Source organism: uncultured Bacteroides sp., from assembly GCF_902472605.1.
Classification (GTDB): Bacteria; Bacteroidota; Bacteroidia; order Bacteroidales; family Bacteroidaceae; genus Phocaeicola.
Window position 1 is genome coordinate 1 of record NZ_CABROP010000004.1, and the last position, 24,005, is coordinate 24,005.

Consider the following 24,005-nt stretch of genomic DNA (forward strand, 5'->3'; position numbering starts at 1 on the left):
TCGTTTTTTACGCATGTCGCTAAATAAATTGTGTCAACTTATTTAGTACACTACAAGGTGAAAAAAGGATTTTCACGTTCTTTAAAGGAGAAAGTTCATGAGAATTTAATCTAATTTTTTATTAAAAAAAGAAGGCGACGTACTTACTTTCACGAAAAAAGTTTGTAGACTTGCGTCCATATTGTGAAAATTAAGATTTGGAACTAAAGTTATGATTATAGGAATCGATGTAGGAGGAAGCACCACCAAGATTGTCGGTGTGAAAAACGGGTGCATCAACCATCCCATGTTTGTGAAAGCGGCCGACCCGGTCACTTCCTTGTTCGGGGCTTTTGGCAAATACATATACGATCACTCCATTTCGCTCTCGGAGGTGGAGCAGGTGATGCTCACCGGAGTGGGAAGTTCGTACATCCAACAGCCTTTATACGGGTTGCCCACTACCCGTACGGACGAGTTTATCGCCAACGGACTGAGTGCGCAGTATGCCACCGGGCTGGACAAGCTGATGGTGGTGAGCATGGGCACAGGTACTTCGTTTGTACGGGTGGAGAATGAGGAGATTCGCCACGTGGGCGGTATCGGCATCGGAGGCGGTACCTTGATGGGCTTGTCGCGTCTGTTGCTGCATACGCAGGACATTCTGTGGGTGTCGGAACTGGCAGAGAAAGGTGATTTGCGGAACGTGGACTTGCAGATTCAGGACATTTGCCGGACATCCTTGCCCGGTCTTCCCTTGGATGCGACGGCTTCCTTGCTGGGCAAACTGGACAACAATGCCTCGCCGGAAGACCTGGCCTTGGGCTTGATGCACATGGTGTTGCAGTCTATCGGGCAGGCAGCCGTGTTGTCGGCTATGGAGATGGGAATCCGCGATTTCGTGCTGATAGGCAACCTGACGCAGCTTCCCCAGTGCCGTCCGGTATTTGAAACCATCGGGCAGATGTACGACGTGCGTTTCATCATTCCGGAATATGCCGAATACCAGACCGCGATAGGTGCGGCGTTGGCTTATATCAAAAAAATAGAAACCAGTCTGGTAAGGGAATGAACCTTATCGGGCTGGTTTCGGTCTTAACCTAAAACGGTTGAAAATTCTCCTTTTATCCTTGCTAAGTAGGGCACAAGAAGGTTTTTGAGGATTGTCTTGTGCCGCTGAGTTAGACTCTGTTTGGCCTATAAAATATAATTTTGTTCCAAGAAGCTCGATGGAGATTGAAGTTGGCAAACTTTTAGTTTCTAAGAGAGTCTATTATACCTGGGATATTTGATTATTATTTTATAAAGTGATAGTTGATAATGAGATAGATTCCTTGTTTCGTTAGCGTAATATTTTTATTAGTAATAAAGTTGTTAGTAATAATGATATTTCTTATCTTTGCTTTAGAATAAAATTTGCGTACACATGGAAAATAAACCTTTTACATTCGGTGTTGCAACTTCCGGAGATAATTTTACTGATCGGAAAAAAGAGACGGAACGTTTGTTGTTGAACTTTCGTCATGGCGTAAACACGGTGCTGATTTCTCCTCGCCGTTGGGGCAAGACCTCATTAGTGCAGAAAGTATGTCATCTGGCTCAATCCGATCAGTTGAAGGTTGTATATCTTGATATTTTTTCTTGCCGTAGCGATAAGGATTTCTATGATGCATTCGCTTCTGCAATCCTCAAACAAACTTCTTCAAAATTGGAGGAGTGGATTGAAAATGCCAAACTGTTTTTGGCGCGTATCACTCCCAAAATCTCAATCGGGACTGATCCTATGACGGATTTTTCCATATCACTTGAAATAAATCCCAAAAGTAACGATATCGATGAAATCCTGCAACTTCCTGAGAAAATAGCTCAAAAGAAAGGGTGTAATATTGTTGTTTGCATTGACGAATTCCAACAGATTGCAGAATTTAAGGATTCCAAAACTTTTCAGAAACGTTTGCGCTCGGTTTGGCAGTTGCAGAAACCTGTATCCTATTGCCTTTTCGGGAGTAAGAAACATCTGATGAATGAACTTTTTGAAAAGAGGAGTTATCCATTTTATAAATTTGGAGATGCAATTTATCTGACAAAAATTGGTACACGAGATTGGATAGAATATATTTGCAGTCGGTTTGAAGTGACTGGTAAACAAATTTCAGAAGAGTTGGCTGAAAAAATTTGCCAAAGAGTGGATAATCATTCTTCGTATGTACAGCAGTTAGCATGGTTAGTATGGATTCATACAGATAGAGTTGCAACAGAACAAAATTTAGAGGCTGCATATCAGGATATCATCGACCAGAATACTCCCTTGTTTGAGAAGCAGACTGAGAGTTTGACAACTTATCAAATGAATTTTTTGAGAGCTGTTATAGATGGAATTCACAGTGAGTTTACTACGCAGGAGATTCTACATAAATACCAGCTTGGTTCATCAGCCAATGTCAGTATCGTCAAGCGGGCTTTGGTTAAGAAAGAACTTATAGAAATTGAGAAGAGCCAGGTCGTGATTCCAGATCCGATTATGGTGGTATGGTTAAAACGAGAATTAGGAATGTAATAAGGAGGGAACGTGGGTTATATAACTAATACATTTCAGGCCGATATTCGCGAAAATGAAATATTTGAACAGTCGCCTGAGTTACTTTCAATATTGTTGATGGATCGAACTGTAAGTTCAGAAAATTGTCAAGTCAATATTTCCTAGGCGACTGTATGTTTTATTAAGTTTATGGTACGCTATTTTTAGCGAAGAATATCCGCAATCAGGTAAATCTGACTTTCCGCCACCTTTTGTGATTCCAGGGCCGCTTTGTCGGCCAGGAACAAGGCGATGAAGTCCTCTTCCGATTCACATCCGTCCTGAGCCTTCCGATAATGGGTGAGCGCCTGGGGAATGTTTCCCATGGCCAGGTAGACGTGTCCGGAGTTCAGCCAGTCGTTCACCTGCGGAGTTTCCAGTGCAAGCAGTTTCTCGTAGATTCGGAGTGCCTCTTCGTATTTACCGGACATGAAATAGCACCAGCCGATGGCCCGGCGTGCTTTCTCCGGATGAGTTTCCATGAATTCCACCTTGTAGAATACCTTAATAGCTTCCGGATAGTTCTTGAGTGCTGTAAGGCATTGTCCGGTCTGCATCAGGAGGTGCAGGTTGTCAGGGTCGGTCTCCAGTACTTTCCGGTAGAAGGTGGCCGCCTGCGCATACTCTCCCGACAGCTTGTAACATTGCGCCAGTTGCTTGAGGGTCCATGTATGGTTGGCTTTCAAGGCATCTGCCTGCAAGTAGGCTCGGATGGCCTTCTCGTAGTTCTTGTCTTTCTGATAAGCGAATCCTAATTTCTGCCAGGTCTCGGCGTGGGCCGGATCTTTTTCGGCCAAGGTTTCATACAGGTGGGCCGCTTCCGTCATGTAGCCTTTGGAGAACAGGTAGCCGGCAATCTGTCCGTGATATTCCCCTTTCAGGAGCAAGGGGCGCAACAGGTCGTTGTTCCAGAAATCCAGCTGGTCCTTGAAGATGTCGTGCATCTCCTGTTTGAATCTCCACAGCTTGTAGAACCGGTACAGGTTGTGGATGTATTGCCGCTGGAGGGCATTGAGCTTTTGTTCTTCCAGCATCTGGTTCAGCTCGTTCTGGGAGGGCATTATCTCGTCTCCGCTCAGCTTGGAACGCATGAGGGTCTGCTGGTCCTGAGGCAGTGACTGCAAGGCCAGGCAGAAGGAGAATTTGTCGGAGTCACAGAATGCCGGAGAGTTGACCATCAGGCCTAACAGGGACTTTTCATTGAGGGGAGTCCCTTTGTAGATTTTGTACAAGTCGGGCACTTTCAGGCTGAACAGATAGAACCAATGTGCCGCTTCCTGGAAGAACGGGAAGGTCTTCAGTTGGGAGAAAGCCATCATGTAGGTATCGGCACCTTCCATCTGCAGTTCCCCGAGTTCGTGTATTTGCTGGTTCATCTGCTCCATGTCTTTTTTCCATTCCGGATTCAGGTCTTCCAAGTCTTCCATATCGATGACCTTCAGTTCCGGATCGCGAAGTTTCGGGTTGCGCATGATGTGAGGAATGATTTCCTCTCTCATCTTTTTATCGATTTTCTCCGTTTCGCGGGAAAGAAGGAAAATAATCTGTATGTCGTGCAACTGTTTCAGGGTCGTGTCATCGTCTTTCATCAGTTTCAAGGCAGAAACCAGTTCCGGATACAGGCGCACACGGTCTGACTGGAAATAAGTGGCCAGGGCGATACCCGTCAAAGCCCGTTGCGTGACGGTCGGTTCCGGATCTTGCTGATAGGCAAAGAGCAACAGCAGGAATTTCCGCTGGTCGAAAAGTTGCAGCAGGCTCAATGTGATGGCGCTGACCATCACCGCCCGGTCGTTGGCGGCCATGGAGGAACTGGACAACAGCTCGCGGGCCTCCTGAAGTTCTTCTTCACTCCATTGGGTGGAAACCCATATCTTGTTAAACAGTTCGTCGACGGTGTTCTGGTGCAGGGTATAGTTCTGCAGCACCTGGTTCTCTTCCTCCGGAGTCTGTGGAGTGAAGGACGGCTGCTTGGCTGCTTCCAGCATGAAACCGATTTCCTTGAAGGAATGGGCCGGCGTCTGGGCAAATTTCCGGAATTTGTCGGCAAAGTAGCCGTAGGCCTTTTCCTGCTCTTTCAGAAAATAGGTTTTGTCGGCCAGCTCATATCCCTTGCATAGCAGTTGCTGGTAGATGGCTTCACGCTGAGGGTCTTGCGTACCCATCTCCGTATATTGAAGCATATAGTGATAAGTGGTCTGCTGGGCTTCAATCTGCGACTTCAGTTCCCAGTTGTTGAGTGTCTCGGCAGCCTCCTTGATTTGGGCAAAAGCTTCTTTTAATCTTTTCTCGTTTAAAAGTTGAATGATTTCCTTGTGCATGATTTCTTTTCTGTCTCTGTCCTTTTGAGACAAAAGTAATAATTATTTCTTGTTTTTCGCTTTTTGAGGGGTGATAAAAGAAAAAACAGCACTTTTTTGAGAATTTATTTCCATCTGATATTGAGGATGTTATGGATGTGTTCGGCACTTTTTCTCCGGAAAAAGGAATTTTTTTTCTTTTCCGGATAGGGGTTTTCTTTCCAGGCTGCGTTATGAAGACGAAATCACCTAGCTAAGTGGAACAACAGAAAAACTAAACGCAAGACTTTTCAAGGATAGGATTTGAATAAGAATTGCATATTATTTAATGATTAAAAAAACTGGAACTTATGAAATTTAAATTTATTGCATTATCTTTGTGTGTGTTGGCAAGTGTAAACCTGGTAAGAGGACAAGAACATAGTAAAAATTTCACACCGTCTGAAAACCGACATGACATCCGTTTGTCAGTGAGTGACGGTCTGACACAAGGTTCGGTCGACGTATTGGGCATGGGATTGCTGGATGCAGTGACTGGCAGCAAGCGTACGGATTCAAATTATAGTCTGGTGTATGGCTTGGGTTACCGTTACTCGCTGGGACGTTTCAGAGTGGGTGCTGATTTGGGATTTTCCAAGTCGAACAGCAAGCTGACTTTGGCGGGAGAAACAAATCCTTCTTTGAAAGAAAGCGACGTGAACTTCCTGGTACTTCCGGCGGCAGAGTTCGTGTACTTTAAAAGAGGCTTGGTGGAATTGTATGGTTCTGCGGCTGCCGGTGTAAACTTGTGCCGTCACAAGGAAAACGCATTGACCGATGCCGGAAAGATGGCAGTGAAGAAAGCCGACCTGAGCACCTCTTTTGCCTATCAGGTGAATCCGATTGCGTTGAGAGTAGGTAATGACCGTGTGGGAGGTTTTGTGGAAGCCGGACTGGGACACAAAGGCTTTGTGACAGCAGGTGTAAGCTTGAAATTTTAACCTTAAACAGTATATTGACTGAATCACGAGAATGAAAGCCAATAGAAAGGACATATTCAAATCCCGTTTTCAGGAACATTATTCAAGGCTATGTCATATAGCCTATGGATATGTTTCTGACGCGGATGATGCGGAAGACATTGTGCAGGAACTCTTTATCAATGTGTGGAACAAGCAATTGGACGACATGCCGGAAAAAGAGTTTGCGGCCTACCTGACCACTTCCGTAAAGAATAGCTGCATCTCCTTTCTTCGCAAACGGAGGGAAGATACGGTGTCGATTGACGACCATCCGGCTTCTGCCAGCTGTCTGCCGGATGATATGCCGGAAGAGGGAGAACGTTCTCCCGAAGACCTGTTGCAGGCGGCATTGGCTACCTTGCCTCCCAAATGTAAGGAGATTTTCTTATTGGCCAAGCTTCAGGGCTTGAAGTATCGTGAAATAGCCGGAAAACTGGCTGTGTCGGAGAAAACCGTGGAGAATCAGATGACAAAGGCCATCAAGTTGCTGCGTGTCTATGTGGCTGAACATGGTTTTCTGCTGGCTACGGTCGTGGTTTCCATTTTATCCATGATTCTAAATCGTAAATGAGTATGAACAAGGAAGAAGATATAAATGAATTGCTGGCCCGTTATTTTGCGCATGAATCGTTGACTCCTGTTCAGCAGAAGGCTCTGGATAAGTGGAGGACGGCGAACAGTCAGGAGTTTGAGCGAATGCGAAAACTGATGGAGACACCGGTAAAGACCGCAGAGGATATCCGTTTCGATGCCGAGAAAGCCTGGCAGAAAATCGAGCCTCAGTTGAAGGAACGTCCAAAGACGGTGGCCTTCCGGCGGAAGATGACCTTCGTGTGGTCGGCGGCTGCGTGCTTGCTGCTTTTGTTGGGAATCGGGACTTTCTATTTTTTCCGTTCGGGTGTGGAAGACAATTTCATCCGCTATGCCAATGCCGGCACGACGGAAAAACAGATTCTTCTGTCCGACAGTTCGGAAGTCATCCTGTATCCGAATGCTACTTTGGCTTATCGTTTTGCGGATAAGAAAGAAGGGCGTCAGGCTAAACTGCAGGGCAAGGCTTTCTTTCAGGTGAAAAAGATGCACGGGATACCTTTCAAGGTAGAGACGGACTTGTTGAACGTGGAAGTGCTGGGTACTTCGTTTCTGGTCGATGTGGCCCGTAAAGAAAAGGCCGGAGTCTTTGTGAAGACCGGAAGGGTACGGGTGGAAGCTTCCCGTCAGGAAGTGGTGATTGAGGCCAACGAGAAAGCTGAACTGAAGAACGGCGTGCTGCAGGCAGACACGATTGCCCGTCCGCAGGAGCTGTTTGGCGCAGACAGGCAGGAACTGGTGTTTGAGAGAACCCCGATTACGGAGGTGGTCAAAGTGATTGCCGAACAGACGGGTATCCGGATTGACTTGGAGAAAGGATTGGAAAAGAACCTGATTACTACCCGCATCCAGCTGACGGAAACGGATATTGCCGGAGAACTGGCTTTCCTTTGTGGATGCAAGTATGAAACATTGGTAGAAGGAAAACATTACAGGCTTTATGAAAAGTAGAGGACTGTTGCTCCTCTGGGGAATGATGAGCGTGCTCGGATTCCTGCAGGTGAGGGGACAGGAAGTCAAATCAGACCATACGGTAGCGGAAGAGTGGATGCAGGTTCCTGCCTCTTCCGCTACCGTATTGCAGTGGTTTGGATGGATTGAGAAACAGACAGGCCTCGTCTTGTCATACAATGCGGCACAAATCGACCTGGAGGAAGTGTGTCGGGTGACCCGGAGCGGAAAAAGAACTGTACAGGAACTGCTGGACGAAATTCTTTCGGACTATCGGGTGCATACCGCCTTCGTACCTCCCCGGAAACTGGTGATTCAGGCGCAGCGGATAGAAAATTATTATGTCCGCGGCACGGTGTGCGAAGAGGGGAGTGGAGAACGGTTGTACGGGGCCGTGGTGACCTTGGAAGACAAATCGGGCAAGCAATGGAATACGATCTCGAATGACAACGGTGTCTTCCGCCTGTATGTACCGGAAGGAACGTACACCTTGAAAACTTCTTATATGGGATATACGCCTCAGAGTCGTGCAGTCAGGGTGAGTAGGGATTGTTTTGTTCGTACGCAACTGAAACCCTTGCTCTTTGAGATAGAGGAGGTGACGGTAAAGTCCGGAAAACGGGAAAATGAGCTGACGGAACTGACGCCTTCCAATCTGCTTTCTTTTAGTGGAAATGACTTGTTCGCCCAAATCTGGATTCTGCCGGGAGTCACTTCTTCTTTAGCGGGCAATAATTTGATGGTCGACGGAGGAGGTTACGACGAGAACCAGCTGCTGCTGGACGGCATACCTATCTTCCATCCGGGGCATCTCAACTCGCTGCTGCCCGTCTTTAATGGCGATGCGGTGAAAAACATGGTGTTTCATAAGGGCTTTTTCCCGACCCGGCTGGAGGGCCGGATTTCCTCGGTGACGGAAGTCAATCTGAAAGAAGGGAACAAAGAGGAACATGTGCGTACGCTGACATTGGATATGCCGGCAGCTTCGGTGATGCTGGAAGGACCGATTCTTAAAAACAAACTGTCGTATATGGTGAGTGCACGGCGCAGCTGGCTGGACTTTTTTGACGGCCTGCTGTCGGAAGACAACCGCTTGAACCATTCCATGTACGATTACAATGCCAAACTTTCGTATAGCTTTTCTCCGGTTAGTAACTTGAGCTTCCTGGCCTACGGGGCACGCGACGATTATCATCTGCCCATCAAGGAGAATGGAGAAGATGCCTCGGTGCTGCGCTGGGACAATCAGGCTTATCAGCTTTCGTATGCCACGCAAAAAGGCAACCTGGGAAATACGACGTCTGTCTTTTATTCGGCACACACCAACCGGGCCTATATGGGAGAAATAGGTTATGAGGCGGAAAGTTATGTGCATAGCGGCATCAAGTCGCTGAATGCCGCCACCGATTTCAGCTATGCGTATGAGAATCTTTATCATGCCCGTTGGGGAGTGAAATATGCGTATGAGATTTATGACCTGGTCTCCCAGCGGGAAGACTTGGCGGTGCGTCATGAGCCCGTGAGCCAGGTCTCGGTGTATTATGACAACTTGTTGCGTATCTCTCCTGGGTTTTCCGTGCAGGTGGGTGTGCATGGCGTAGGCTATTATCCGCAGCACAGCCGTTCGTATTATAGCATCCAGCCCCGGTTGTCGGTGAAATATTTCCCGTCGGAGAAGAACCTGCTGTATGTGAATTTCTCGAAGATGGAGCAGTTCTATCATTTCCTCCGTTTTGACAGCTTTGCCTTGCCGACCGATTTCCGGATGCCCAGCATTGACGGGTTCAAGCCTCGTTCGTCCGAGCATTATGAGGTGGGATGGAAACATTTTCTGGAAGGCGGACAACTGGAGCTCTCGGCTTTCTACAAGACGAGAAGGAATGTGCTGGCCCTGCGTCCGGATACGTGGCTGGAAGGAGAGGAGTGGTCGCAGTACCTCATGACGGGAAAAGGAGAGAGCTACGGGGTGAAAGGGTATTTCTACCAGCGTTGGAAACGATGGAACCTGCAACTCTCGTATGCGTATTCCCGGAGCAAGGAATGGTTTGGCGAGATGCCGGAAAGGGGCAGGATGCCTTCGCTGTATGATGTGCCTCACCAGCTGGCAGGTGCTGTTTCTTATCAGTGGACGAAACGCTCGTCCTTGTCCGTGGGCGGCATGTTGCGTTCAGGAAAGGTCATGCAGCTGGATGAGAATTTCGAGTTGCTGCCTGCCGGAGAATTCCGGAAAAGACGGGAGCCGCTCAACTATCGGGTGGACGTGGGATACTCCTACCGGAAATCGTTTGGCGAAAAACTGTTTCTGCTGCGTCTGGGAGTCTATAATCTGGTGGGAAATCCTTCGGAAGAGGACATCCTGAACTTTTATTCCGTGCATTGGCGCGGCAATTTTCTACCCTACGGAAGTGTCAGCTTTAAGTTCTGACGGGTGAGCCTTTGTGCCATTCTTTGCCTTTTTTGTGTGCATATTCAGGCAAGATTTGCTATTTTTGCAACGTCTTATGGAGTGAAAGATGAGTATAAAAGAACTGCAAGATATTTATGCCAAACATCCGAACGTCACGGGTTTGGCTTCTTTGTGTAAGGATAAGAGCGTAAGAAATGTATTTTTAGAAGGCATGCACGGGTCGTGCGCTTCTTTGTTCGCCTCGGTGTGCATCCAGTCGGTACCGGGTATTCATGTGTTTATTCTGAACGACCTGGAAGAAGCCGGGTATTTTTACCATGACATGGTGCAGGCGAACGGCGATGCCGATATTTTGTTCTTCCCCTCTTCTTACCGGCGGGCCATTAAATATGGTCAGAAAGATGCGGCCAACGAGATTCTCCGTACCGAGGTGTTGAGCCGTCTGGAGCGGCAGGAGCCGGTGACGGTGGTCACTTATCCGGAGGCGCTGGCCGAGAAAGTGGTTTCCCGCAACCAACTTTCCGAGTCCACCCTGACGCTGAAGGTGGGACAGCAGGAGGATACGGGAAAACTCATGGAGAAGCTGTCCGGTTGTGGCTTTGAGCACGTGGACTATGTGTACGAACCGGGACAGTTTGCCTTGCGAGGCAGTATCCTGGACGTGTATTCCTTTGCTTCGGAATATCCATACCGAATCGACTTTTTCGGCGATGAGATTGACAGTATCCGTACGTTTGAGGTAGAGACTCAGCTGTCGAAAGAGAAGAAAGATTCGGTCAGCATCGTACCGGAGTTGTCGGCCTCGGAGAGTTCGGAGATTTGTTTCCTGGATTTTATGTCGAAGGAAGCCATTCTTTGGGTAAAGGATTTGCTGTGGGTGCGTGAGCGCATTCAGGCGGTACACGATGAAACCGTGTCGCCACAGGCATTGAAAGCCTACGAAGGGGAGGAGCAGACCGAATTGCTGGAACTTCCCAAAAAACTGATTGACGGGGCTGAGTTCACGGTGCGGGCCCTCGAATTTTTCCGGATTGATTTCGGACACAAGGCAGTCGGTACTCCGGAGGCACGGATTACCTTTGAAACGTCTGTGCAGCCTATCTTCCATAAGAATTTTGACCTGGTGTCCAGCTCTTTCACGGATTTCCTGCAAAGAGGATACCGCTTGTATATCTGTTCCGACAGCGCCAAGCAGACGGAACGGTTGAAGGATATTTTTCAGGAAAGAGGCGACCAGATTACGTTTGAGCCGGTGGACCGTACGTTGCACGAGGGCTTTGTGGACCACACTCTTCGGATGTGCATCTTTACAGACCATCAGATATTCGACCGTTTCCATAAATACAACCTGCGTAGCGACAAGGCCCGTAGTGGAAAGGTGGCGTTGTCACTGAAAGAACTGAATACGTTTGAACCGGGAGACTATGTGGTACATATCGACCACGGTATCGGCCGTTTTGCGGGACTGGTACGTATTCCGAACGGGAACACTACGCAGGAGGTCATCAAACTGGTGTATCAGAATGACGACGTGGTGTTCGTGTCCATCCATTCGCTGCATAAGATTTCCAAATACAAGGGCAAGGAAGGTGAACAGCCGCGTATCAGCAAGCTGGGAACCGGCGCCTGGGAGAAAATCAAGGAACGGACCAAGACCAAAATCAAGGACATTGCCCGCGACCTGATCAAGCTGTATTCACAGCGTAAACAGGAAAAAGGATTTAAATACAGCCCCGACAGCTTCTTGCAGCACGAACTGGAGGCCAGCTTCCTGTACGAGGATACGCCCGACCAGCTGAAGGCGACCCAGGAGGTGAAGGCGGACATGGAGAGCGACAAGCCGATGGACCGTCTGGTGTGCGGTGACGTGGGCTTCGGAAAGACGGAGGTGGCCATCCGGGCGGCTTTCAAGGCGGTGGCCGACAACAAGCAGGTAGCGGTGTTGGTACCGACTACGGTGTTGGCATTCCAGCACTACCAGACCTTTAAGAAACGTCTGGAGGGGATGCCTTGCAAGGTGGAATACCTGAGTCGTGCGCGTACGGCCAAAGATACCAACCGCATCTTGAAGGAGTTGGCCGAAGGAAGCATCAATATCCTGATTGGTACGCACAAGATTATCGGGAAGAGTGTAAAATTCAAGGACCTGGGACTGCTGATTATCGATGAGGAGCAGAAGTTCGGGGTAAGCGTGAAAGAAAAACTCCGTCAGATAAAGGTAAACGTGGATACCTTGACCATGACGGCCACGCCGATTCCGCGTACGCTTCAGTTCTCACTAATGGGAGCCCGTGACTTGTCGGTCATCCAGACTCCGCCGCCCAACCGTTATCCGATTCAGACAGAGGTGCACACGTTTAATGAGGAAATCATTACCGAGGCCATCAACTTTGAGATGAGTCGTAACGGACAGGTCTTTTTCGTGAACAACCGGATTCAGAACCTGGCGGAACTGAAGGCCATGATCCAGCGGAACATCCCGGACTGTCGGGTGTGCATCGGACACGGGCAGATGCAGCCGGAGGAACTGGAAAAGATTATCTTCGACTTTGTCAACTACGACTACGATGTATTGCTGGCGACCACCATCATTGAGAGTGGCATCGATATTCCGAATGCCAATACCATCATCATCAACCAGGCACAGAACTTCGGATTGAGCGACCTGCATCAGATGCGTGGCCGTGTGGGACGAAGCAACAAGAAAGCTTTCTGCTACTTGCTGGCTCCTCCGTTGTCGTCTTTGACTCCAGAAGCCAAACGCCGTTTGCAGGCCATCGAGAATTTCAGCGATCTGGGAAGCGGCATTCACATTGCCATGCAGGATTTGGACATCCGTGGAGCCGGTAACATGCTGGGAGCTGAACAGAGCGGTTTCATTGCCGACTTAGGTTATGAAACTTATCAGAAGATTCTGAACGAGGCGGTGACCGAGCTGAAGAACGAAGAGTTTGCCGATTTGTATGCGGATGAAATCAAGGCCGGCGAAGAGAAAATCAGCGGCGAAGAGTTCGTGGATGAATGTACCGTGGAAAGCGACCTGGAGTTGCTGTTCCCGAATGAATACATTCCGAGCAGCAGTGAGCGTATGCTGTTGTATCGGGAGTTGGACAAGCTGGAACTGGACAAGGATGTGGAGGCGTTCAGGGCCCGGCTGCTCGACCGCTTTGGCAAGATTCCTCCCGAAGGGGAAGAGTTGCTGCGCATTGTGCCGTTGAGGCGGCTGGCCAAGCGCTTAGGCGTGGAGAAAGTGGTGTTGAAGGCCCAGCGCATGACCCTCTTCTTTGTCAGCAACCTGGACAGCCCGTATTATCAGAGTATAGCTTTCGGAAAGATTATTGCCTACATGTCAAAGAATCCTCGTTACTGCAATTTGCGGGAACAGAACGGCCGCCGCAGCATGGTGGTTTCCAAGGTGACCAACGTGCAAGATGCCGTCGGCATTTTGCAGGAAATTGTCAGCATGGAGGGCGAAAAGGCCCGGTAGGTCCCGGTTATCTCAATCGGGTGACAGTGTGATTGCATTTTTGTTTCAGTAAGCTTGGGGTGATTCTTTTTCGGGCTGGAAGGAAAGGACCGAGAGGAATAAACGGCTATTTTTATGCCTCAAACTAAAAAAGGCTTATGAAAAAAATAGGATGGATACTGCCGTTCCTGGTTTTCCCTTTGTGCATGCAGGGGCAGACGGCGCGTGAAGAGATTGATGAGAATCCGGCACTGGCGGGAGGAAAATACTATGCTTATGAGGCACCCGATGTGCAGCTCACCCCTGCGCCCGCAGGTTATACACCTTTCTATATTTCTGTGTTTGCTCGTCATGGCTCGCGTTATCTGACGAAGGAAAAGAAATATACACAGCCTTTGTCGCTTCTCCTTGCAGCGGATGAGGCCGGGGTGTTGACTGCAGACGGAAAGCGGGCTTTGAAAGTGGTGGCTGCCTTGGCGCAGGAAGCGGAAGCCCGTTATGGCGAGCTGACGCCGAAAGGGGCGCGGCAACATCGGGAGCTGGTCAATCGCATGTACCAGCATTATCCGGAGGTCTTCACTGACGGTGTGCATGTGGATGCACGTTCTACCTATAAAACGCGTGCCTTTCTTTCCATGGCAGCGGGTTGTGTGGAATTGAAAGGGTTGAATCCGAAGCTGCATATCACCACGCAGGCCAGTGAGGCAGATGCCTATTATATAAAGTACAAGAATCCTTTGTATGAAGCGCAGCATCTGGAGAACAGTGACTCGGTGTATCGTGTGGCAGATAGCGTGTATGTGCATCCGGCACGTTTGATGAAACAGCTGTTTCGTGATTCTTCTTATGTGGAGGCTCATATCCAGCCGGTGAAGCTGATGACCGATTTGTTTGAACTGCACGGCATCAGCCAGAGTAGCGACTGTCAGCCGGATTTGTCTTTCCTGTTTACTCCGCAGGAACGGTATGACTTGTGGCAGCGCAACAACTTTGAATGGTACTATGAGAAAGGAGCTTCCCCATTGAGTGACGACTGCATGTACAAGATCGAAAAAAATCTGTTGGAGAATTTCATTGAAACGGCTGATACCGTGATTGCTTCCCGAAAGAATGGGGTGACATTGCGTTATGGGCATGACACGAACTTGGCTCCTTTGGCGGTACTGATGGGCATCAATGACTTGCAGGCTTCCACGGCGGACTGGCAGCGCATTGCAGATACGTACCGTACCTATCGTATCATTCCGATGTGTGGAAATGTGCAACTGATATTTTATCGAAAGAAAGGGGTGAAAGAGGTGCTGGTCAAGGTACTGTTGAACGAACGTGAGGTGAAATTGCCGCTTTCCAGTGAGAGTGCTCCCTATTATGCTTGGAAAGACGTACGGAGTTATTGGAAAAAAGTAGTGGACGGTATCCGGCTTCCGGCAGAAGTGAAGTAATCCGAAGTTATTATCATATTGTATAGAAGAGGTATTTCTTTTTGAAAGGGATACCTCTTTTTTATGCACGTATCTCTTGTCTAAATGTAACAAAAAAGAAATTTCTATGCAATAAGGATGAAAATAGGATAGGATACTTTTGCGGCAAATAAGAAAAGGAAATGAAAGCAAGTATCGTTTTGGCGTTGTTGTCACTGATGTCTGCAGGTGTGCAGGCCAGTGTGGTAAAAGGAAAGATTAAGGATGCACAGACAGGAGAGGAGATTATAGGTGCATCGGTCATGGTAAAGGAAGAGCCCGGAAAGGGGGCGGTTACCGGACTGGACGGCAGTTTTAATCTGTCTGTCAATCGGGATAAATATACATTGGTGTGTTCTTATGTGGGGTACAAGAAATATGAGGTGACCATCACCCCGGACAAGAAAGAAATCGTGATTCCACTGAAAACCGATGATGTGGCACTGGATGAAGTCGTGGTGGTGGCTTCCAATCCAGGGAGAACGGAAGCTGGCGCACGCGGCATTGAACGTCAGGCCATGAATGTGGTCAACGTGATGAGTGCCAAGGCCATCGAGCTTTCACCGGATATCACCGTAGCGAATGTGATTCAGCGTATGTCGGGCGTGACCATCGAACGGAATAGTAGTGGAGAAGGTCAGTATGCGATTCTGCGGGGTATGGACAAGCGTTACAATTATACCTTGATTAATGGGGTGAAGATTCCGAGTCCGGACAACAAGAACCGTTTCGTGCCGCTGGATATTTTCCCGTCGGAAATGCTCGACCGTCTGGAGGTCACCAAATCATTGACCGCCAATATGGAAGGCGATGGAATCGGAGGAGCGGTCAACCTGATTATGAAGGATGCACCTACGGAACGTCAGTTTACCGTGAATTTGTCGACCGGTTACAATGCCATGTATTTCGGGCGTGACTTCCAGTCGTTCAATCATGGGGCCATCGTCAAACAGTCACCGTATGAACAGATGGGGATGCCGGAGGACAACCGGGTGACTATGGATAATTTCACAACCGATAACTTACGGATGAGCTGGAAAAAGCCTTTGCCGGATTTGACTGCCGGGATTTCTTATGGCGACCGTTTCTTTCAGAACAAACTGGGTGTGATGCTGGCCGGAAGTTTCCTGAATACCTATCGCGGCAAGGAAAGCCAGTTGTATTATCAGCCGGGCACCACTCACAACGGCATTGAGTATCGTAATTACTCTTCCCAGCAGACCCGTATCGGGGCGCATGCCAAACTGGATTATTATATCAATGAACATCATAAGCTGACCTGGTACAACGGCTACATGGATATGCGTGAGGCGGAAGTGCGCGACGGGCATGACGACAAGGAAGGAGCCGTACGTATGAAGTGGAATCACCAGTATATCATCAATTCTACCTTGAAAGGTGAACATTCCTTTTTGGACGATGGAGCACTTCGCCTGAACTGGTCGGCTGTGATTTCGAAAGCCTACAGTGAGACTCCGGACAATGCGGAAATTTTCTTGCAGGGCACCCACGTACAGACTTCTGGGGCGGCAACCCGGCGTTGGGAACACAATTCAGATAAAGATAAGGCGGGGTATGTAGACCTGATGTACAAGCTGAAACTGGACGGCGGTTCTGTCTTTGATTTCTCTGTCGGAGGTATGTACCGTGACAAAAAACGGGACAGTTTCTTCAATGAATACACTTTCAATTCGGCTACAGGCGTGAAAGACCCGCAATATCAGGGAGAAGACTGGAATAACTACGATGAGATTCTGTTTACTCCCTTGAAATACGGTAACATCAGTGACCCGTTGAACTACGATGCTTCCGAAAAGATTGGCGCAGGCTACGGAATGGTGAAATATACCTATCGGAAATGGGAATTCATTGCGGGAGTACGTGTGGAACATACCAATCAAGGATATGTGTTGAAGTTTCCGACCGAGAATGAAGATCCTGAGGGAAACCAGAAGTATACAGATGTGCTGCCCAGCTTTCATGCAAAATATGGAGTACATAAAAACGCTAACCTGCGTTTCTCGTATGCCCGGTCTATCAACCGCCCCAGTTTCTTTGAGATTGTGCCTTACAGCATCATCAATGAAGACTACAAGGAAAAGGGTAATCCGGATTTGAAACATACCGTGGCCGACAACATCGACCTGCGTTATGAATATTTCCCGAAATCATCCGAACAGTTTATGGTGGGCATGTTCTACAAACGGTTGCAGGACCCGATTGAATACGGTCTGTTGAACGAAGGACAGGATACTTACTACAAGCCGATGAACTTCGGAGATGCGACCAATCTGGGCGTGGAAGTGGATATCATGAAATGCTTCAACTGGTTCGGCATCAAGGCCAATTATACGTACACTCACTCCACGATTACGACCGAGAAGCGTATCATGGATGGCAACGATGTGAAGACGGTTTCGCAGACCCGTCCGTTGTTCGGACAGGCGGCCCATGTGGCGAATTTATCGTTGCTTTTCAAAAGTACCAAATATGGTTGGGAAGGACAGATTGCCGGAAGTTACACCGGAAAGCGTTTGAGCGACATCTCCAATTGGTATAACGATGATATTTGGGAAGACGGCTACATGCAGCTGGATGCATCTGTGGAAAAGAGCTTCAAGAACGGTATCAGTGTGTTTGCCAAGGCTTCCAATCTGCTGGACACTCCTTTGTTGCGATTCATTCAAAGTGGTCCGCAAACCGCAAGTGTAACCTCGGAACGGAAAGATGGGAATGTGATAGAACGGAAAGAATGGCACGGACAATCGTTCATGTTAGGAATCAGATACAAACTATAATCAGATATAAATATTAACTAGTAACTAAATTGATTACAAAATGAGACTGAAGAATTATTTGCTGGCAAGTACAGCATTGGTAGCGTTGTCATTTATGGCCGCTTGTACGGAAGAAGATCCTATTGCGAATGGAGACGGTACCGAGAATACAGATGGAAATGATGAAAACAATGGTGGAAACAGTGAGGAAACCAATGACAATGTCATTGTTTGGCCTGCTGATACCATCGTGAACCTTACAGACCACTATACTGTGCCCGAAGGAAAGAGTCTGGTGATAAAAGAAGGAGCACAAATCATTGTAAGTTCAGACGGAGTAGGAGCCAATCACGCACCGATTGAGTTTACTGTCAATGGTAATTTGTACTGCGAAGGTACGGCTGAAAAACCGATTTTATTCTCTGTCCCTGAAAGTGAACGTACCAATGAAAATATTTTTGAAGGCCTTTGGGGTGGAATCGTGGCCAGCGCTACTTGTGAAGAAATGCTGATTGACCATACCATCATTGAATACACGGGAGGTCAGGTAATTGAAGGCTCTCCTGCAGCAAGTGCTGAAATCTATACAGCCGGAGATGATGCCTATCCGCAGATTACTACTAACAACATTAACGGACGTTATGTGATTACCAATTCCATCCTGCGCAACGGATGGTCAGATGGTATTTACCTGATGGGAGGAAATGCCATTATCGCCAATAATATTTTTGCAGCCAACGGATACGACGGGGCAGAAGCGGTCAATGTGAAAGCCGGTTGTGTGGCCGATGTGGCAGGCAACGTGATGTTCAGCCCGAATACCAACGGTTTAAAACTGTCCAGTTCCGGTCAGAGCGAAGAACGTGGAATGGCCAAAATCCAGGCGTACAACAATACCGTTATCAATGCCGGATGGCGTCGTGACGGTGAAAAAGGTGGTTGCGTATATGTAGAAAAGAATGCTTTGGCCAATGTCTTCAACAACCTGATGGTCAACTGTAAGTTCAGAGCCATGACTCCGAGCTTTGACATCCCGAACAATGTGGATGAAGGCTATAACGATCAGTCTGTCATTGATTATAACTATTATGCTTCCGGTACGCAGAAGAGTGAGGTAGTATTTACGGAAGAATCTGGTGTGGCTTATTCTTGGGAAGGATATGCTTACGCACATGAAAACTACAATGAAGGTGTGGTAGACGCACACAGCGTGATTACCAAGACTGCAGAAGAATGTGCGGCTAATGACCCGAAATTCGTCAACTTCCCGATTAATGACGTAGCTTTGACAGATTATGTGTACGATGAGGCATGGGACTTCCAGGTAGAAGCGGGTTCTCCGGTACTGACGGGTGCATATGACGGAAACGATGCGGCACTGGCTCCGTATTTTGGCACAGAAGGCCTGAGTGTAAACGGTCAGACTTATACTTCGCCGAAAGTAGAAGCTCGTTTCGGTGCCTATGGCGCAAAATAATAAATTCCTTTTCTAGGTTTTGTTAAGGCAGTCAGAGTGACTGCGTTTTCCTCAATTGAATAAGTCCGGACAAAATGTTTCGGGCTTATTCTTTGAAAATCTCAATTCATTTAATTTGCTTGATTTATGATTTCATTGAAGAAACTTTTCTGGACCTGCTGTTTGTCCTTGTCTGTATTGGTGGCGTTTGCGCAGGATACTTCTGCATGGAAGGCGTTGGAAAAGCCGGTAAACTTTCTGCTGGCCAATGACTTGGGCCGCAACGGTTATTACGACCAGAAGCCTATCGCCGAACTGATGGGGCAGCTGGCGGAGAATGTAGATATCGAGGCTGTGGTGGCTGCAGGTGATGTACACCATTTTGAAGGTGTCCGCAGTGTGAACGACCCGTTGTGGATGACCAACTACGAACTGATATACAGTCACCCGGAACTGATGATTCCCTGGTATCCTATCTTGGGAAACCATGAATACCGTGGCAATACCCAGGCGGTATTGGATTACGCGCAGGTGAGTGCCCGTTGGGAAATACCGGCCCGTTATTATACGAAAGTGTTGGAGAATGACGATGTGACCGTGCGTCTGGTCATGATTGATACCGCTCCCTTGCTCGACAAATATCGGAAAGATGTGGAGAAATATCCGGATGCCTGCCGGCAGGACATGGACAAGCAGCTGGCATGGATGGATTCTGTGCTGACCGCCGCCAAGGAAGACTGGGTGCTGGTTGTGGGACATCATCCGATTTTTGCCGATACTGACAAGAGCGACGCCGAACGTCTGGACATGGAAAAAAGAGTAGACACTATTCTGCGCAAGCATAAAAATGTAAATATGTACCTGTGCGGTCATATTCATAACTTCCAGCACATCCGCAAGCCGGGAAGTGCCATCGATTACGTGGTAAACTCTTCCGGTTCGTTAAGCCGTAAGGTGAAGGCCGTCGACGGAACCCAATTCTGTAGCGGTGAATCTGGTTTCTCTTTGGTCTCGGCCGATAAGAAAGAATTGTGCCTGCACATGATCAATAAAGACGGAAAAGTGATTTATACGGTCCGTCAGACTCGATAAACCGGTGGGTTTAGGCTGTTCCAGACCTGCAAAATGAGAATTTATAAAATATTTTAGGAATAAAAATACATATTCTGTATTCCGTTGTTTTGTAAACTCGACTTTACGTTATAGTCTGTTTGAACATAATTATTTCCTCATTTGTAGGTATTTTGTGGGGAAAAGGTAGCGTTTTGGCAAAAAAAGAGGCATTCATTGGAAAGGTGTCTCTTTTTTTGCTATTTTTGCACAGTTTTTAGGTTATCTGTGCACGAATGATTTTTTCAGCGTGTGGATAATCAGCTAATTGGGTGGTGTGAGAACGACCCGGTATCATAGAAATCATAATTAAAACATAAAGCATGATACACAAAGTATTGATCGCTAACCGTGGTGAAATTGCTGTGCGCGTGATGCGTTCTTGCCGTGAAATGGGCATTCGTACCGTCGCAGTTTTTTCCGAAGCCGACAGAACGGCTCGCCACGTACTTTATGCGGATGAAGCTTGTCTGATAGGCCCTGCTGCGTCACGCGAAAGTTATCTGAACATAGATAAGATTATCATGGCGGCCAAACGTCATGGAGTGGATGCTATTCATCCGGGATATGGATTCCTGTCTGAAAATTCAGAATTTGCACGTCGTTGCCGTCAGGAAGGTATTATCTTTATCGGTCCGGATCCGGAAACGATGGATGCCATGGGAGACAAGATCTCAGCTCGTAAGCACATGATTGCAGCCGGTGTACCGGTCGTTCCGGGAACTGAACAACCGTTGCAGAGTGTGGAAGAAGCCAAGGAAATCTGTAATCAGATAGGCTATCCGGTCATGTTGAAAGCTTCCATGGGTGGTGGAGGTAAAGGTATGCGTCTTATCCACAACGAAGGGGAAGTGGAAGAAGCTTACAATACAGCCCGTTCGGAATCTATGTCTTCTTTTGGTGACGATACCGTTTATTTGGAAAAGTTCGTAGAAGAACCTCATCATATCGAATTCCAGATTTTAGGTGATAACTTCGGTAATGCGGTACACCTGTTTGAGCGTGAATGTTCTATCCAGCGCCGTAACCAGAAAATCGTGGAAGAAACTCCTTCTCCTTTCGTCACTCCTGAATTGCGTCAGAAAATGGGTGAGGCAGCTGTGGCTGCGGCCAAGGCAGTGCATTACAAAGGAGCCGGTACCATCGAATTCCTGGTCGACAAGCACCGCAACTTTTATTTCCTGGAAATGAATACCCGTTTGCAGGTAGAGCATCCGATTACGGAAGAAGTGGTAGGCGTGGACCTGGTAAAGGAACAGCTTCGCATCGCGAACAACGAACCGCTGCACTTCAAGCAAGAAGACCTGAAGCAGCGTGGACATGCCATTGAATGCCGTATCTGTGCCGAGGACTCTGAAAACAACTTCATGCCTTCTCCGGGTGTCATCCGTCAGTTGATTGAACCGAACGGTATCGGTGTACGTATCGACAGCTATGTGTACGAAAGCTACGAAATTCCTATCTATTATGACCCGATGATCGGTAAGCTGATTGTGTGGGCTACTACCCGTGAGTTTGCCATCGAGCGTATGCGCCGCGTGTTGTACGAATACAAGATTACCGGACTGAAGACCAACATCAGTTACCTGCGTCACATCATGAATGTGCCCGACTTCGTAGAAGGCCATTACAATACCCTGTTCATCCCGAAGCACCAGGAAATGCTGCGTAAATGGGCCGGACAGAAGGAGGAAGAAACCGAAAACATCGCCATGATTGCCGCTTACATCGACTACCTGATGAACCTGGAAGAAAACAAGTCGGCTTCCAGCGATAACCGTCCGATCAGCCGCTGGCGTGAATTCGGCCTGAAGAAAGGTGTATTGCGAATCTAAACGTATTTATTAAAGTAGAAGATTATGGAAATACATATAGGAGACAGAGTTGCAGACGTAACCTTGGTCAGCAAGGAAGGCAATAAGGTACAGCTGACCATCGACGGAGTGCCTTACGATGTGGACATCGTGATGGCCGAAAACGGAAGTTGTTCCATTCTGCACGAAGGAAAGTCGTACAACGCCGAACTGATTCGTAAGGAAGGCGGAAAGAGCTACACCGTCAATGCACATTACCAGTCATACAACATCGACATCATCGACTCTCAGGCCAAGTACCTGCGCATGCGCAAGGGTGCCGAAGAGAAGCAGCAGGACAAGATTGTTTCTCCGATGCCGGGCAAGGTAGTCAAGATTCCGGTAAAGGTGGGCGACCGTCTGCAGGCTGGTGACATCGTGGTAGTGATTGAAGCCATGAAGATGCAGAGTAACTACAAAGTGAACAGTGAATGCGTGGTGAAGGAAATCCTTGTGAACGAAGGAGACTCCGTCAACAGCAATCAGGTAATAATGACGTTGGATGTAATTAAAGAAGACGAACAATGACAACAGCAGAACAATATAAGAAATTTGAGGAGCTGGACAAGCTGGCTTCTCAGGGCGGTGGTGTAGAACGCGTGGAAAAACAGCACGCCAACGGTCACATGACAGCCCGCGAACGTATCGACATGTTGCTCGACAAGGGTACGTTCAATGAAATCGACAAGTTCGTAATCCACCATTGCACAGACTTTGGCATGGACAAGAAACATATCCCGGGCGACGGTATCGTATGTGGTTACGGTAAGATTGACGGTCGTCTGGTCTATGTATATGCATACGACTTCACCGTGTATGGCGGTACGCTGAGTGCAACCGGTGCCCAGAAAATCGTGAAGGTACAGGAACTGGCCCTGAAGAACGGTGCTCCGGTCATTGCCTTGAACGACTCAGGTGGTGCCCGTATTCAGGAAGGTGTAGGCAGTATCTCCGGTTACGCTTCCATCTTCTATCAGAACACCATTGCTTCGGGTGTGATTCCGCAGATTTCGGCCATCTTAGGTCCGTGTGCGGGAGGTGCTTGCTATTCTCCGGCCCTGACCGACTTCATCTTCATGGTGAAGGAAAAGAGCCACATGTTCATCACCGGTCCGGACGTAGTGAAAGCCGTGACCCACGAAGAAGTGGACAAGGAAGAACTGGGTGGTGCCTATACCCACAGCAGCAAGAGCGGTGTGACACACTTCCTTTGCGACACCGAAGAAGAAACCCTGATGAGCATCCGCGAACTGTTGAGCTTCCTTCCTTCCAACAACATGGAAGATGCCCCGATGATTCCTTGCAACGACGACATCCGTCGTGCCGATGAATCCCTGATGAGCGTCATTCCGGACGACCCGAACATGCCGTACGATATCAAGAACATCATCGAGCCGGTGGTCGACAACCAGTACTTCTTTGAAGTGATGCCTCACTTTGCCAAGAACATCGTGGTCGGATTTGCCCGTCTGGGCGGACGTTCTGTAGGTATCGTGGCCAACCAGCCTGCTTACCTGGCCGGTGTGCTTGACATTGATGCCTCTGACAAGGCTTCCCGCTTCATCCGTTTCTGCGACTGCTTCAACATTCCTATCGTGACATTCGAAGACGTACCGGGCTTCCTGCCGGGATGTACACAGGAACACAACGGTATCATCCGTCACGGCGCGAAGATTGTGTATGCTTACGCAGAAGCTACCGTGCCTAAGATTACCGTCATTACCCGTAAGGCTTATGGAGGTGCTTACATCGTGATGAACAGCAAGCCGATTGGTGCCGATGTGAACTTCTCTTACCCGACAGCCGAAATCGCCGTAATGGGTGCCGACGGTGCCGTAAACATCCTGTACCGTAAGGCTACTCCGGAAGAGAAAGCCAAGGCAGTGGAAGAATACAAGGAAAAATTCTCCAATCCTTACCGCGCGGCCGAGCAGGGTTACATCGATGAAATCATCTTGCCGAAAGATACCCGTTACAAACTGATTCAGGCATTGGAAATGACTCAGAACAAGAGCCAGAGCAATCCGCCGAAGAAACACGGTAACATGCCGCTGTAATCAGCTGACGATTATTCAG

The 24,005-nt window shown here is 48.2% G+C and carries 15 protein-coding genes; 14 read left to right on the forward strand and 1 reads right to left on the reverse strand.

Annotated elements, in window-relative coordinates; translation table 11 throughout:
* Window positions 1-211 precede the first annotated feature (211 nt).
* A complete protein-coding gene (gene coaW, locus RDP42_RS01590) occupies window positions 212-1,051 on the forward strand; it encodes a type II pantothenate kinase (protein ID WP_308762247.1) in 840 nt (279 codons plus the stop codon).
* A gap of 354 nt (window positions 1,052-1,405) precedes the next feature.
* Window positions 1,406-2,536: an ATP-binding protein gene (locus RDP42_RS01595; RefSeq protein WP_308762248.1), complete on the forward strand. Its 1,131-nt coding sequence runs from the start codon at window positions 1,406-1,408 to the stop codon at window positions 2,534-2,536.
* A 185-nt stretch (window positions 2,537-2,721) separates the two neighbouring features.
* Here the strand turns inward: RDP42_RS01595 and RDP42_RS01600 are convergent, their stop codons facing one another.
* Complete coding sequence (locus RDP42_RS01600; RefSeq protein ID WP_308762249.1) at window positions 2,722-4,878, reverse strand: tetratricopeptide repeat protein; 2,157 nt, start codon at window positions 4,876-4,878, stop codon at window positions 2,722-2,724.
* A gap of 329 nt (window positions 4,879-5,207) precedes the next feature.
* Here RDP42_RS01600 and RDP42_RS01605 point away from each other — a divergent pair, with 329 nt between their 5' ends.
* The 12 genes from RDP42_RS01605 to RDP42_RS01660 all read left to right on the forward strand — a co-directional run bounded on the left by RDP42_RS01605 (window position 5,208) and on the right by RDP42_RS01660 (window position 23,986).
* Window positions 5,208-5,837: a hypothetical protein gene (locus RDP42_RS01605; protein WP_308762250.1), complete on the forward strand. Its 630-nt coding sequence runs from the start codon at window positions 5,208-5,210 to the stop codon at window positions 5,835-5,837.
* A gap of 31 nt (window positions 5,838-5,868) precedes the next feature.
* Window positions 5,869-6,429 carry an RNA polymerase sigma-70 factor gene (locus tag RDP42_RS01610; protein WP_308762251.1) on the forward strand — a complete coding sequence of 187 codons (561 nt, stop codon included), beginning with the start codon at window positions 5,869-5,871 and terminating at the stop codon, window positions 6,427-6,429.
* A 2-nt stretch (window positions 6,430-6,431) separates the two neighbouring features.
* On the forward strand, window positions 6,432-7,400 hold the full coding sequence (locus RDP42_RS01615; protein ID WP_308762252.1) for a FecR family protein: 969 nt from the start codon (window positions 6,432-6,434) through the stop codon (window positions 7,398-7,400).
* Window positions 7,390-9,825, forward strand: a complete 2,436-nt coding sequence (locus RDP42_RS01620; protein ID WP_308762253.1) for a TonB-dependent receptor — start codon at window positions 7,390-7,392, stop codon at window positions 9,823-9,825. The genes RDP42_RS01615 and RDP42_RS01620 overlap by 11 nt, the downstream gene beginning before the upstream one ends.
* Window positions 9,826-9,913: 88 nt before the next feature.
* Entirely contained in the window at window positions 9,914-13,294 is a 3,381-nt protein-coding gene (gene mfd / locus RDP42_RS01625) for a transcription-repair coupling factor (protein WP_308762254.1), read from the forward strand.
* A gap of 137 nt (window positions 13,295-13,431) precedes the next feature.
* The gene (locus tag RDP42_RS01630; RefSeq protein ID WP_308762255.1) at window positions 13,432-14,715 is read left to right on the forward strand and encodes a histidine-type phosphatase; all 1,284 of its coding nucleotides are present in this window, start codon (window positions 13,432-13,434) and stop codon (window positions 14,713-14,715) included.
* Between the two features lie 161 nt (window positions 14,716-14,876).
* Entirely contained in the window at window positions 14,877-17,531 is a 2,655-nt protein-coding gene (locus RDP42_RS01635) for a TonB-dependent receptor domain-containing protein (protein ID WP_308762256.1), read from the forward strand.
* 40 nt (window positions 17,532-17,571) lie between these two features.
* The gene (locus tag RDP42_RS01640; RefSeq protein WP_308762257.1) at window positions 17,572-18,987 is read left to right on the forward strand and encodes a hypothetical protein; all 1,416 of its coding nucleotides are present in this window, start codon (window positions 17,572-17,574) and stop codon (window positions 18,985-18,987) included.
* Window positions 18,988-19,113: 126 nt separating this feature from the next.
* Window positions 19,114-20,058: a metallophosphoesterase gene (locus RDP42_RS01645; RefSeq protein ID WP_308762258.1), complete on the forward strand. Its 945-nt coding sequence runs from the start codon at window positions 19,114-19,116 to the stop codon at window positions 20,056-20,058.
* A 341-nt stretch (window positions 20,059-20,399) separates the two neighbouring features.
* Complete coding sequence (gene accC / locus RDP42_RS01650) at window positions 20,400-21,911, forward strand: acetyl-CoA carboxylase biotin carboxylase subunit (RefSeq protein ID WP_308762259.1); 1,512 nt, start codon at window positions 20,400-20,402, stop codon at window positions 21,909-21,911.
* Between the two features lie 24 nt (window positions 21,912-21,935).
* Complete coding sequence (locus RDP42_RS01655) at window positions 21,936-22,457, forward strand: biotin/lipoyl-containing protein (protein WP_022354532.1); 522 nt, start codon at window positions 21,936-21,938, stop codon at window positions 22,455-22,457.
* Window positions 22,454-23,986 (forward strand): acyl-CoA carboxylase subunit beta, encoded by a 1,533-nt coding sequence (locus RDP42_RS01660; RefSeq protein ID WP_308762260.1) that lies wholly within the window; start codon window positions 22,454-22,456, stop codon window positions 23,984-23,986. The genes RDP42_RS01655 and RDP42_RS01660 overlap by 4 nt, the downstream gene beginning before the upstream one ends.
* Window positions 23,987-24,005: the final 19 nt, after the last annotated feature.

What these genes read in the sequence shown, in the direction of transcription:
- mfd (WP_308762254.1), top strand. Translation starts at nt 9,914, where the DNA reads ATGAGTATAAAAGAACTGCAAGATATTTATGCCAAACATCCGAACGTC.
- RDP42_RS01605 (WP_308762250.1), top strand. Translation starts at nt 5,208, where the DNA reads ATGAAATTTAAATTTATTGCATTATCTTTGTGTGTGTTGGCAAGTGTA.
- RDP42_RS01595 (WP_308762248.1), top strand. Translation starts at nt 1,406, where the DNA reads ATGGAAAATAAACCTTTTACATTCGGTGTTGCAACTTCCGGAGATAAT.
- accC (WP_308762259.1), top strand. Translation starts at nt 20,400, where the DNA reads ATGATACACAAAGTATTGATCGCTAACCGTGGTGAAATTGCTGTGCGC.
- RDP42_RS01610 (WP_308762251.1), top strand. Translation starts at nt 5,869, where the DNA reads ATGAAAGCCAATAGAAAGGACATATTCAAATCCCGTTTTCAGGAACAT.
- RDP42_RS01655 (WP_022354532.1), top strand. Translation starts at nt 21,936, where the DNA reads ATGGAAATACATATAGGAGACAGAGTTGCAGACGTAACCTTGGTCAGC.
- RDP42_RS01615 (WP_308762252.1), top strand. Translation starts at nt 6,432, where the DNA reads ATGAACAAGGAAGAAGATATAAATGAATTGCTGGCCCGTTATTTTGCG.
- RDP42_RS01600 (WP_308762249.1), bottom strand. Translation starts at nt 4,878, where the DNA reads ATGCACAAGGAAATCATTCAACTTTTAAACGAGAAAAGATTAAAAGAA.
- coaW (WP_308762247.1), top strand. Translation starts at nt 212, where the DNA reads ATGATTATAGGAATCGATGTAGGAGGAAGCACCACCAAGATTGTCGGT.
- RDP42_RS01645 (WP_308762258.1), top strand. Translation starts at nt 19,114, where the DNA reads ATGATTTCATTGAAGAAACTTTTCTGGACCTGCTGTTTGTCCTTGTCT.
- RDP42_RS01635 (WP_308762256.1), top strand. Translation starts at nt 14,877, where the DNA reads ATGAAAGCAAGTATCGTTTTGGCGTTGTTGTCACTGATGTCTGCAGGT.
- RDP42_RS01660 (WP_308762260.1), top strand. Translation starts at nt 22,454, where the DNA reads ATGACAACAGCAGAACAATATAAGAAATTTGAGGAGCTGGACAAGCTG.
- RDP42_RS01620 (WP_308762253.1), top strand. Translation starts at nt 7,390, where the DNA reads ATGAAAAGTAGAGGACTGTTGCTCCTCTGGGGAATGATGAGCGTGCTC.
- RDP42_RS01630 (WP_308762255.1), top strand. Translation starts at nt 13,432, where the DNA reads ATGAAAAAAATAGGATGGATACTGCCGTTCCTGGTTTTCCCTTTGTGC.
- RDP42_RS01640 (WP_308762257.1), top strand. Translation starts at nt 17,572, where the DNA reads ATGAGACTGAAGAATTATTTGCTGGCAAGTACAGCATTGGTAGCGTTG.